This window comes from Pseudomonas sp. LBUM1646 (assembly GCF_059716165.1).
Map to the genome: position 1 here is coordinate 6,349,515 of NZ_CP166810.1, position 12,106 is coordinate 6,361,620.

Annotated in this window: 11 protein-coding genes; 6 read left to right on the forward strand and 5 right to left on the reverse strand. The window is 60.1% G+C overall.

What is annotated here, in order from left to right; translation table 11 throughout:
• The first annotated feature begins 211 nt into the window (after window positions 1-211).
• From ACA071_RS28995 to ACA071_RS29010, 4 genes are all read left to right on the forward strand, one after another.
• Window positions 212-2,641, forward strand: coding sequence for a TonB-dependent siderophore receptor (locus ACA071_RS28995; RefSeq protein ID WP_497642164.1), 2,430 nt, complete (start codon window positions 212-214; stop codon window positions 2,639-2,641).
• 72 nt (window positions 2,642-2,713) lie between these two features.
• A complete protein-coding gene (locus ACA071_RS29000) occupies window positions 2,714-3,844 on the forward strand; it encodes a PepSY-associated TM helix domain-containing protein (protein WP_497642165.1) in 1,131 nt (376 codons plus the stop codon).
• Complete coding sequence (locus tag ACA071_RS29005) at window positions 3,841-4,020, forward strand: hypothetical protein (RefSeq protein ID WP_123513136.1); 180 nt, start codon at window positions 3,841-3,843, stop codon at window positions 4,018-4,020. Before ACA071_RS29000 ends, ACA071_RS29005 begins: the two co-directional genes overlap by 4 nt.
• Window positions 4,021-4,152: 132 nt before the next feature.
• Entirely contained in the window at window positions 4,153-4,782 is a 630-nt protein-coding gene (locus tag ACA071_RS29010) for a glutathione S-transferase (RefSeq protein ID WP_497642166.1), read from the forward strand.
• Window positions 4,783-4,971: 189 nt separating this feature from the next.
• Here the strand turns inward: ACA071_RS29010 and creD are convergent, their stop codons facing one another.
• The gene (creD, locus tag ACA071_RS29015; RefSeq protein ID WP_497642167.1) at window positions 4,972-6,342 is read right to left on the reverse strand and encodes a cell envelope integrity protein CreD; all 1,371 of its coding nucleotides are present in this window, start codon (window positions 6,340-6,342) and stop codon (window positions 4,972-4,974) included.
• A gap of 238 nt (window positions 6,343-6,580) precedes the next feature.
• Between creD and ACA071_RS29020 the strand changes: the two genes are divergently transcribed.
• Window positions 6,581-7,609 carry an acyltransferase family protein gene (locus ACA071_RS29020; protein ID WP_497642168.1) on the forward strand — a complete coding sequence of 343 codons (1,029 nt, stop codon included), beginning with the start codon at window positions 6,581-6,583 and terminating at the stop codon, window positions 7,607-7,609.
• Here the strand turns inward: ACA071_RS29020 and creC are convergent.
• From creC to rloA2, 3 genes are read right to left on the reverse strand one after another with little or no spacing between them, the layout of a single operon-like run.
• Complete coding sequence (gene creC, locus ACA071_RS29025; RefSeq protein ID WP_497642169.1) at window positions 7,597-9,024, reverse strand: two-component system sensor histidine kinase CreC; 1,428 nt, start codon at window positions 9,022-9,024, stop codon at window positions 7,597-7,599. The genes ACA071_RS29020 and creC overlap by 13 nt on opposite strands.
• On the reverse strand, window positions 9,024-9,704 hold the full coding sequence (creB, locus tag ACA071_RS29030) for a two-component system response regulator CreB (protein ID WP_497642170.1): 681 nt from the start codon (window positions 9,702-9,704) through the stop codon (window positions 9,024-9,026). The genes creC and creB overlap by 1 nt, the downstream gene beginning before the upstream one ends.
• A 59-nt stretch (window positions 9,705-9,763) precedes the next feature.
• Entirely contained in the window at window positions 9,764-10,270 is a 507-nt protein-coding gene (rloA2, locus tag ACA071_RS29035) for a retropepsin-like aspartic peptidase RloA2 (RefSeq protein ID WP_185058290.1), read from the reverse strand.
• Window positions 10,271-10,543: 273 nt separating this feature from the next.
• Between rloA2 and yihG the strand changes: the two genes are divergently transcribed.
• On the forward strand, window positions 10,544-11,431 hold the full coding sequence (gene yihG, locus ACA071_RS29040; protein WP_497642171.1) for a 1-acylglycerol-3-phosphate O-acyltransferase, YihG family: 888 nt from the start codon (window positions 10,544-10,546) through the stop codon (window positions 11,429-11,431).
• A 1-nt stretch (window position 11,432) separates the two neighbouring features.
• On the opposite strand, the gene ACA071_RS29045 is transcribed toward yihG, so the two are convergent.
• Window positions 11,433-11,990: a DUF2780 domain-containing protein gene (locus ACA071_RS29045; protein ID WP_497642172.1), complete on the reverse strand. Its 558-nt coding sequence runs from the start codon at window positions 11,988-11,990 to the stop codon at window positions 11,433-11,435.
• Window positions 11,991-12,106 lie beyond the last annotated feature (116 nt).

Sequence of the window (12,106 nt, forward strand, 5' to 3'; positions counted from 1 at the left end):
GGGAATGCCTCAATGGACGCTCCGCGCCCGCTTCGGCATGTGACGCGGAGCGTCACGGGCTGCATTCCCACGCAGAGCGTGGGAACGATCCTCAAGAGCATGGGAACGATCCTGGCTCTGAATCGAAATTATTTTCATCCAGCCCTATCACTTTTGCATTCTCGTTCGGCACCTAGGCAATTGAGAAATATTTCCATTCAGGAGCCGCTGTATGTCCCGTTCGCTCGACACCTTGTTGCGCCCCAGTTTGCTGGCGGTCGCCATTGCCCTTTGTGCCCCTCTGGCCAGCAGCCAACTGATCGCCGCTGAACAGGCATCCAGCGTTCGCGCCTACAACCTGCCGGCCGCGCCATTGGCCAGCACCCTGAACCAGATCGCCAGCCAGGCCGGCCTGGCGTTGTCGTTGAATCCGTCCTTGGCTGCCGGCAAGACCTCGGCGCCGGTCAACGGTCAGTTCGACGCCACCGCCGCCCTGCGTGAAGCCTTGCGCGGCACCGGTCTGCAACTGGAACAGAGCAGCACCGGCACCTACAGCCTGGTGGCCGTGCCCGAGGGCGTGATGGCCTTGCCGGAAACCGCTGTCATTGGTGTGGAAAACACTGAAAGTGCCTGGGGGCCGGCGACCGGTTACCTGGCCACCCGCACCGCCGCCGGCACCAAGACCGACACCGCTCTGGTCGAAGCGCCGCGTTCGATTTCGGTCGCCACCCGCGAGCAAATGGACGACCGCAACGTACAGAACATCGATGATGCCGTGCGCTACATGCCCGGCATCGTCGCCAGCAGTTACGGCAGCGATACCCGCGCCGACTGGCTGCGGGTACGCGGTTTCGAGCCGACCCAATTCCTCGACGGCTTGCCGCTGCCAAGCGGCGTGTACGCCAACCCGAAACAGGAAACCTGGAACCTCGATCGCCTGGCCCTGCTGCGTGGCCCGGCCTCGTCCGTCTATGGCCAGACCCCACCGGGCGGTCTGATCGATATGGTCAGTCGTCGCCCCAGCGCCGAAGCCAGCCACGAGATCGAACTGCAATACGGCAGCGACAACCATCGCCAGATCAACTTCGCCAGCACTGGCAAAATCGATGACGAAGGCCAGTTCCTCTACAGCGTCAGCGGCGTCGTGCGCGACAGCGGCACGCAAGTCGATCACGTCGATAACAAGCGTTACAACATCGCGCCCAGCCTCACCTGGAACATCGACCCGGACACCCAGTTCACCCTGCTGACGCAATTCACCCGCGACGATACCGGCATTACCAGCCAGTTCCTGCCGGTGCAAGGCACCAAGATCCGTTCGCCCCTCGGCGACATTTCCCATCACAAAAACCTGGGCGACCCGGACTGGGAATACTACGACCGCACCTACTACGCACTGGGCTATGCCTTCGAACATCGTTTGAACGATGTCTGGCAGTTCAAGCAGAACCTGCGCTACACCAAGTCGGACTTGTCCTTCCAGGCCCTGACCCCGGGCGCGTATCCGTTCACCCAGGTCGACGCCGATGGCAACGTGGGACGTTCGAGCACCAGTGTTGACGAGGACATCAGCCAGTTCGCCATGGACAACAACTTCCAGGGCGATTTCGCGACCGGCGACATCCGTCACACCCTGTTGATCGGTCTCGATCACCAACGCACCAACACCAACTACACCTCGATTTTTGGCGACGGTCTGACCACCAACGTCAACAACCCGATTTACGGCCAGCCCATCGTGCGTCCAGCCCGCTCGACGGCGTTCTACGACTACGACCAGAAGACCTACCAGACCGGCGTCTACGTCCAGGACCAGATGGCCCTCGATCAATGGCGCCTGACACTGGGCGGTCGTGAGGATTGGGTCCACACCGGCACCACGTTCTTCAACAAGGGCGATGCCACCAACACCGAACGGGACAAGAAATTCAGCGGCAACGCGGCGATCAGCTACGTGTTCGACTCGGGCTTCGTGCCCTACTTGTCCTACGCCGAGTCGTTCCAGCCGACCAGCAAAGCCACCGCATCACCGACCGATTCGTTCAAACCGACGGAAGGCAAACAGTGGGAACTGGGCATCAAGTACCAACCGCCAGGCAGCAGCACCCTGCTGACCGCTGCGGTCTACGACCTGACCCAGAAAAACGTCTCCGTCACCACGACCAACTCGGACAACGTCTCGATCACCAGCCAGACCGGCGAAGTGAAGGTCAAAGGCCTGGAGCTGGAAGCTGTCTCAGACGTGACCGACAACCTGAAAGTCATTGCCGCGTACACCCTGGCCAAGTCCGAAGTGCAAAAAGGCAACTTCAAAGGCAATCGCCTGCAACTGATCCCTAACCAGCAAGCCTCGCTGTGGACCGACTACACCTGGCACGCCGGCGTGCTGGACGGCTTCGGTATCGGTGCCGGCGTTCGCTACACCGGCAACACCTATGGCGACCAGGCCAATACCTGGCTGGGCAAGGCGGACGCTTATACGGTGTTCGACGCCTCGGTTCATTACGACCTCGGCCGTTTGGACAATAGCCTCAACGGCGTGTCGGTAGCGGTCAAAGCCACCAATCTGTTCGACAAGGACTACATCTCCACCTGTGACAGTTTCTATTGCTACTACGGCGACCAACGCAGCGTCGTCGCCAGTGCTTCTTACAAGTGGTAATCGCCTGACCTGACACGCCCTATGACCGAGCCGTCCCCTGTGGACGGCTTGGGTCTTTCTGAAGGCCATGAAATGAAAAGTAAAACAATCCGCCGCTGGTCGTGCATCCACACCTGGACCAGCCTGATCTGCACTGTGTTCCTGCTGATGCTGGCACTGACCGGCCTGCCGCTGATTTTCCATCACGAGATCGACCACTTGTTGGGCGATGCCGCCGAGTTGAAGGTCATGCCGGCCGACACCCCGCAGCTGAATTTGCAGCAGTTGGTGGCGGCCGCTGAAAAACATCGTCCCGGCGAGGTTATGCAGTATTTTGGCTACGACGATGAAGACCCCAACGGCATGATCGCGATCATGGCGCCCACCGCTGGCACCGAGCCGAATTCATCCCACACCTTCATGCTCGACGCCCGCACCGGTGAAGCGCTGGAGATGCCGTCGGCCAATGGCGGGTTGATGATGGTCATGCTGCGTCTGCACGTGGACATGTTCGCCGGGCTGCCGGGCAAGTTGCTGCTCGCGTTCATGGGGATCATGTTCGTGGCGGCTATCGTGTCCGGCACGGTGCTGTACTTGCCGTTCATGCGCCGTTTGAAATTCGCCACCGTGCGCCAGGACAAATCCACCCGCCTGCGCTGGCTCGACCTGCACAACCTGATCGGCGTGGTGACCCTGACCTGGGCGTTGGTGGTTGGGGTGACCGGTGTGATCAGCGCTTGCGCCGACCTGCTGATCGCCGCGTGGCGCAACGACAGCCTGAGCGCGATGGTCGCGCCCTATCGCGATGCGCCGCCGCTGACGCAACTGGCACCGGCCACGCGACTGCTCGACATTGCCAAGGAAGTCGCGCCGGGCATGCAGCCGGACTTCATCGCCTTCCCCGGCACGCGTTTTTCCAGCGAACACCACTACGCGGTGTTCATGAAAGGCAGCACGCACCTGACCTCGCACCTACTGACCCCGGTGCTGATCGACGCCAGCACCCTGCAGGTCACCGCCGTGGCCGAGCGCCCGTGGTACATGGACGCCATGGGCATGTCGCAACCGCTGCACTTCGGTGATTACGGCGGCATGCCGATGAAAATCCTCTGGGCGACCCTGGATGTGCTGACCATCATCGTGCTCGGTAGCGGGGTTTACTTGTGGGTAGTACGGCGCAAGGCGGCGAAAACGGTGCTCGATAAAGTGGAGCGCCCGGCATGAAACCCAGACAGTCGAACTTCTGGAAAGTCTTCGCCACCCCGACGGTGATCGCGCTGCTCAGTGCTGCCGGGTTGTTTTCCGCGCTGTTGGGGGATGGCGTGTGGGACGCGTTGAGCTGGCTGGGCTTGGGCATTCCTGCTGCTCTTGCCCTGCGCGGGTTGCTGCAACGCCACTGAATGACCTGAAACACCACAATCCCTGTGGGAGCAAGCTTGCTCGCGTACAGGGATCGGGTGTTCATTTCTGATCTTGAGCTATCGGGGCAACACGCTATGCTGCCCGGCACTGCCACCGATCGAGACGCTGCCATGTCCGCCCCGAGCATGAGCCTGTTCCACAACCCGGCCTCCCCCTTCGTCCGCAAAGTCATGGTGCTGCTGCACGAGACCGGTCAGACCGGCCGCGTTGCCTTGCAAACCAGCCAACTGACGCCGGTCAGCCCTGACCTGGCGCTTTGCGAAGACAACCCGCTGGGCAAGATCCCGGCCCTGCGTCTGGCCGATGGCAACGTCATCCATGACAGCCGGGTGATCCTCGACTACCTCGATCACCAGCACGTCGGCAATCCGCTGATTCCGCGTGACGGCTCGGCCCGCTGGCGCCGCCTGACCCTGGCCTCCCTGGCCGACGGGATCATGGACGCTGCGGTGATGATTCGTTACGAACAAGCGCTGCGTGCCCCGGAGAAACACTGGGACCAATGGCTCGATGGCCAACGCGAGAAGATTCGCCGCGCACTGGCGTTGCTGGAAGCGGATGCGATTGCCGAGCTGACCAGTCATTTTGATGTGGCGGCGATCAGCGTGGCGTGTGCCTTGGGTTACCTCGACCTGCGCCATCCGGATCTGGAATGGCGCACGGCGAATCCGAAGCTGGCCGAGTGGTTTTTTGAGGTGAGTCAGCGGCCTTCGATGTTGGCGACGATGCCTAAGGCCTGATCTCAAGCTTTGAGGTCGGCCATGCCGGCCTCAAAAGATCGCAGCCTGCGGCAGCGCCTACAGGGATAGACGTTCGGCGTAGGGGCTGCCGAAGGCTGCGATCTTTTGATCTTTCGGGAAACAACCCGAAAATCAGCGTCGCCAACACCTCACCTTCCCGCTGATCCTCACGCAACCCCAGCGACCGGCTCATTCCACCGCTCCGATATCAAACGCCAATGGCTTGGCTGTCTTCGCCCCAATCCCGTACCAGTCCAGTTTGCGGGTCAGCACCATGAACACACCCAGCAGCCCGAACAGCAACAGCGAGCCCATCAACAGCGCGTAATCCTCGGCACTCAACAAGCCATAAAGCAAACCGTACAACGCCGCCAGCCCCGCCGAAAAACTCAGACCGTGGCGCACGCTGCGCAGCACGTGGCAGACGTAGAACCCGATCAGCAACACACAGCCACTGGCCGACAGCAGATACGCGAGGGCAAAGCCGATGTGCTCGGACAGCGACAACAATAAGAGATAGAAGAACGCCAGGGCCACACCGACCAGCGCGTATTGCACCGGGTGCACCGCCAGGCTTTTCAGCACTTCGAACAGGAAAAAACCGGCGAACGTCAGGACGATAAACAACAGCGCATATTTGATCGCCCGGTCGCTTTTCAGGTACTGGTCCACCGGGTCGATGAAGCTGACACCGAAGCTGCGACCGTTGAACGCTTCACAGCCCGCGCCGGACGCGCAACTGCTCAAGGCTTCTTGCAGATTGGTGGAGAAAAACGAGGTCTGCCAATTGGCGGTGAAACCCTGGTCGCTGACTTCACGCTGGGCCGGCAGGTAGTTGCCGATAAAGCTTGGGTGCGGCCAGTTGGCGGCAAACGCTACTTTGCTGGTCTTGCCCACCGGCAGCACTTGCAACTGACCGGTGCCTTGCAAGCGCAGGTCGAAACCGAAGGCCAATTCCGTGGCCTGCTTCGCGTTCAGTTCCGGAAGCATGACGTGCACGCCCTCCCCCAAAAAGCCCACCTGGCTGCCCGGGACGAAGTCCAGGCGCTGGCCGTCGAGTTCCAGTTTCAGGGCGTTCTCGATGCCGCGAATGTCGCTGATGCCGACCGCCAGGAATGGCTGGTCGAATTGGTAGTCCGCAAAATCTTCCTTGATACCCAGTTGTTCAGGAATCGAGAAATGCCCGTTGATGCGGTTATCGGCGTGGAACAGTCGCGCTTCATAAATACCGCGCGAGCGCAGTTCGGTCTGGACCTGGCCATCCAGTTCGAAGCGTTCCGGGAGAAAGTACAAACGCCCGCGCTCTTCACCGACTTCCTGATAACGCTCGTTGGTTTTTTCGTTGAGTTTCCAGGTGCGCACCACCTTGCGATACGGCACCACCATCAGCGGCCCGCTCAATTGCTGGCTGTAGCTGGAACTGCGAGCGATGTCTTCCAGCACGCCGTCGCGCAGTTGCTGACGGTCCTGGATCACGCCGTTGATCATTAGCAATGGAATCAGCAATAACAGAATCAGTAGGGCAATCGCCCCGAGTTTTATGGCCAGGTTGCGGTTCATGGGTTCTCTCCCTGTTCGAATGAGGGAGAGTCTGGTAGGGCTGTGTGGGCGTTTCGTGGAGGCTATATGGAGATTGCGTGGAAATGCCTGTAAAAGCCGTTTCCACCTTGGCACACTGCCGTGCCTCAAGGCCGACTCCGGGTGATTCAAGCCCCCAACGGAGATATTTCCGGCCGAATACAACACAGGATTGTGGCCGTTGGTTTGCTCCAGACCCGGTCAGAAAAGGAGCGCTGCATTGCGAAACAACTCGTTTGACCTGATCAGGCACCTTGCCGCCCTTATGGTCCTGGTCAGCCATCACTATGTGCTGGCAGGTAGGAGCGAACCCGCCATTGAAGGTTACAACTCGCTGGGCGGCATGGCGGTTCTTTGCTTTTTTGCGATTTCCGGGTTGCTGATCACGCTCAGTTATTTGAATGCCACCAGCGTTCAAAATTACCTGGTGAAGCGCGTTGCACGGATCTTTCCTGCACTCATCCTTTGCTCATTCGTAATGACCTATGTGGCCGGCGCATTTTTTGCCAGCGACTATGTTTCGGGCAAAGGCGCCTTCATCGACTTTCTGCGGATTTCGGCGTTCGGGCGAGCAACGATTGATGAAGTGACCCACGACTTCATATTTAGCGAATCCTTCAACGGAAGCCTCTGGACGCTAAAGATCGAATTTGCTTTTTACATTCTGCTGGCGCTGGCCCTGACCCTTTATCGCAGCGCCTTGATGCCTTGGATGCTGCTGTTGCTGTTTTGCATCGCGACCTATGTCCTGGGCAGCTACCCCATGAACGCGCTGGCGCAAAAATTTCTGGTCTACTGCGCTGCCGGCATCGCGTTTTTTGCTGGGTCGTTGATCGCGTTTTACAAACACCGCTTCAACAGTGCGCGCACAAAAATCAGTGTCCTGGCAGTCGCCAGTCTTCTGGTGTTTTTATCTCTGGGCACTTCGGCGGCCTGGGTCCTGGCCTCTTTAGGGATCAGCCTGGCGACGATCAGCCTGGGTTTGCTTTACGTCGATAAAACCATCAGGGGGCGATTCGATATCTCCTATGGCATCTATCTGTACGCCTTTCCCGTCCAGCAATTGATCATCAATAAAACACAACTGGCCTTTTTCCCCTCCATGGCTGTTTCAGCCGTCATTGTCATTGGCCTGGCAACACTTTCGTGGCTGATTATCGAACAGCCAGCGCTGGCCCTGGCCCACCGGAACACGCCTCGAAAATCGACGCCTGTGCCGGTGGCAGCTCGAGTCGATCAAATTCCTTGAGGCACCCTCACCCGTGCTTCAACACCACCGCCCACATTGCCGACCCACAGTTGACCACCATGCAACTTAACCACCTCTTCAACGAAGTTAAGCCCTAAACCGGTACTTTTCCTTCCACTGTCCGGCCTCGGCAGCGAGTAAAACCGCTCACTCAACCGTGGCAACGCATAGTCAGGAATCGCCTCCGCCTGATTGAACAGCTTGAACTCAATCTGCTCCCCAACCCGCTCGGCGCTAAAACGCAGAACACCCTGGACCGGCGTGAAGTCCAGGGCGTTTTCCAGCAAATTGCCGAACGCCTGACGCAACAGGAACGGCTCGCCGACCAATGCCAGTTCTGCAGCAATCGTCTGTTCAACGCGAAACTGCTTGCCTTCGATTCGCGCAGCCTGAGCGTCCAGCAGTTCATCCACCAATACTGCCAAGGGCACTTCAACTCTTTCTTCCAACCCTTGGCGCTGCTCAACTTGAGCCAGGTTCAGCAACCGTTCGATCAATTGCTGCATCCGCGCACTTTCGCTGTCGATATTGCTGACGAAACGCTGCCGCTGGGCCAAAGGCATCTCGCCCTGCAACAGTTCCGCCGCGCCACGAATCGCCGCCAGCGGGCTTTTCAATTCATGGGTCAAGGTGTGCACGTAGCGCTCGACGTAGGCCTTGCCTTCCAGTTGCGTGCGCATCTGCTCCACCGCCGTCGCCAGTTGCTCGAATTCGCCGCCGCGATAATGCGGCACCTCGACCCGCCGTCCTTCGCTGACGGCTTGGGCGTACGCGGTCAGCCGTCGCAGTGCCGCGCTCAACCACCAGGACAGCGCGGCGCCGAACAACAGGCCGAGGCCGATCAACCCGGCGCCATAAGCGAACAATCGTCGTTCGGTCCGATCAACGTAAGGCTGCAATGAGCTATTGGGTTTGGCCACGGTGACCACGCCGATGATCTGGCCGTTGTCGCGGATCGGCGCGCCGACGTGCATCACTGAGCTGCTGGCGTCGTTGGGGTCGCTGCGGGTTGAGCGGGCGCCGTATTCACCGCGCAAGGTCAGGTAAACGTCATTCCAGCGCGAGTAGTCCTGGCCCACGGCGGCGCCGCTGGAGTCCAGCACCACGATGCCTTTGGCGTCAGTGACGTAGATGCGGTGGTTGACCTGATTCTTCGGCAGGCCCCAGATGCTCGCTTTCGGCTGCCGCTCGCCGTAGGCCTTGAGCAGTTGCGGCCAGTGATTCTGGTTGAGGGTGCCGGCCTTGAAGTCATCGCGCAGGATCTCGGCCATCAGGTTGGCGGTGTCCACCAGGGTTTCTTCGGTGGTCTGGCGCACGCCGGGGCGGATTTCCTGCATCACGGTGTTGAGTACGAAGTAACCGGTCAGGCCGATGAACAGCACATAGACCAGGAAGATCCGGATGCCCAACGCCATCAGCTGTGCCCCGGACTGTAGCTGTAGCCGAGGCCGCGATGGGTCTGGATCGGTTCGGCGTCGGCCCGCACCAGGCGCAATTTGGCGCGCACGCTCTTGATGTGGCTGTCGATACTGCGCTCGTAGCCGGCATCGGCGGACACGCCCAACGCATCAAGCAATTGCTCGCGGCTGAAGACGCGTTCGGGCTGCTCCAGCAGGCATTGCAGCAGACGGAATTCATGGCGGGTCAGGCTGAGCGGCTGGCCGCGATAGCTGATCTGCACCCGCTCGCTGTCGATGCGAAACAGCGCTGAGCCGACTTCAGCCACCGCGCGGGGTGCCATGCGCTTGAGAATCGCCCGAACCCGCGCCGCCACTTCCCGAGGGCTGAACGGCTTGACCACGTAATCGTCAGCACCGATTTCCAGGCCCACTACACGGTCGATCTCCGCATCACGTGCGCTGAGAAAAATCACCGGCACCTCGCTGAAACGGCGCAATTGCTTGCAGGTTTCGAAACCGCTGATGTCCGGCAGGCCGATGTCGAGAATGATCAGGTCAGCCGGGGTCTGGCGTTGATGCTCAAGCGCCGCCGCGCCGAGGCTCAACCAGGTCGTGGTAAAGCCTTCGCCCTGCAAGGCAAAAATCAACGTGTCGGCAATGGCCGCTTCGTCTTCGACAATCAGGATATGAGGCATGGCGTCCGGGCACGGCAGTTAAGTTGCGCAACGGTGGCCCAAGCCTCACATCTCGTCAATCAGCAGTCGGGTTTATCCGCGGTAAAACGTCGGGCCGGGTTCACCGCGGCGCCGAATTCACGCAAGGCCTTGGCGCCGATCAACAACGGGTAATTGAAGCTGCTGCGGTCGGTGAGGTTGACCTCGACCGTGCGCTTGACGTTGCCCAGGCACAGCTCCAGATCGACGACTGGACGCTTGGTGGGTGCGGCCTCGTCCTTCTCGTCCTCGTCCTCTTCGGAGCGGGTCTTGATCTTGCTGATCCGCGCGATTTTGTGTTCGTAGACCTTGTTGCTCGCGTCCTTGGTGCCGAGGCGGAACCGTACCCACTCGTCGCCGTCACGGGTGAACATTTCGATGTCCTTGGCCGACAGCGAGGCGGTCAGGGCGCCGGTGTCCATCTTGGCCTTGAGGACTTCACCGCCGATTTCCGGCAGCGCGATGTATTCGTAACGCCCGTACAGGGTCGGCTCGGCGGCCATGACCGGCAGGGCCACGAGGGTCAGCAGTGCAAGGAGGGATTTCACGTAATGGGCTTCCATAAGGAGTGGGCAGCGGGATTTTAGACCGTTGTTTGAATGATCGTTCCCACACTCTGCGTGGGAATGCCTCATGTGACGCTCTGCGTCACGCTTTTGGGACGCAGAGCGTCCCGGGCTGCATTCCCACGCGGAGCGTGGGAACGATCGATCGGTGTGAGGAGGTTAACCGTTTAAAGGTGAAACATTCGTCACCGCCGATTTGGCCTGCCGCCCGAAGCTGCTTATCATGGCGCGCCCAAACGCTTCCAAGAGTTACTTATGCGCCGCCTGCTCACCGGCTGTTTCGTTACCCTGCTGCTGTTGCTCAACACACTGGTCCTGTTCGGGCCGCTGATGGTGTTTGCCCTGCTCAAACTGGTCCTGCCCGGTCGACTTCGCGATTATGCCTCGTGGTCGGTGATGTGGATCGCCGAGACCTGGGCCGAAATCGACAAGCTGATCTTCCGCCTCTGCATCCCCACCCAATGGGACATTCGCGGCGGCGATGACCTGCGGGTTGATACGTCCTATCTGGTGATCAGCAACCACCAATCCTGGGTCGATATCCCGGCGCTGATCCAGACGTTGAACCGCCGCACACCGTTCTTCAAGTTCTTCCTCAAGAAAGAACTGATCTGGGTACCGTTCCTCGGCCTGGCCTGGTGGGCGCTGGATTACCCGTTCATGAAGCGCTACACCAAGGCGTTCCTGGCGAAGCATCCCGAACTGGCCGGCCATGACCTGGAGATCACCAAAGCCGCGTGCGAGCTTTATAAAAGGCAGCCGGTCACGGTGGTGAATTATCTGGAAGGCACACGTTTTACCGCAGCTAAAAGCACTCAGCAGCAATCACCGTTCACCCACCTGCTCAAGCCCAAGGCTGGCGGCGTGGCGTTTGTACTGGCGGCAATGGGTGAACAGCTGGACGCCATTCTTGATGTGACCGTGGTGTATCCGCAGCAGCCGATTCCGGGGTTCTGGGATTTGATCAGCGGCAACGTGCCGAAGGTCATCATCGACATCCAGACCCGTGAGCTGGACCCGGCGCTGTGGCAGGGGGATTACGAGAACGATCCGCAGTTTCGCGAAACAGTCCAGAACTGGGTCAACCAGCTCTGGATCGAGAAGGACCGGCGCATCGACGCGTTGCGCGCCGAGCGTCGCTGAATCAGCTACCGGAGCCGGCGCCCCAGATCCCGCCCAGGCTTTCCAGCAGTGGACCGCCAACGCCCTGGCCACCGAGGTACTGGAGGATCACCGGGGCAAATTGGCCGACCATCCCGCTGTCCATGCCCAGGGCGCCAAACGCGCTGTTCAGGTCATTGGTGCTCTTCACGTTGCCCAAGGCGTTCTCCAGACCTGCCGATTTGCCGGACGAACCGAGCAAGCCGCTCAGGGCACCCAGTTGACCGCCGCCGGACAGTTTGTCCAGCCCCGGCACGCTTTTGGCCAGTTGCGAGTAGTCGGTGGAGCTCAACTGATTCTTCGCCAACCCCAGCATCGCGCCGGTGCCGCCGACAGCTTGCTGTGGGGTGACGTTCAGTTGAGAAGTCAGCGCGCCGAGCAGGCCCGCCGTTTCCGAGGTCGGTGCGGCTTTAGTAGCCGCATCGCCGCCCTGCATGCTCGAAGCTGCCTTGGTCACATCGTCCAGGCTGAACCCGGCGAAGACCGGGCTGGCCGCCAGGGTCATGAGCGAAGCCAGTGCAAAACCGCGTGAAATCTTCATTCAGACATCCTCTTGTGCCATGAAAACCGCTCCTACATAGAGCAGGTCGAAAACTGCCGGTTTGACCGGACTTCCGCAGGCATTGTTCCTCTGTGGTGCATCCATTTTTACGCCGG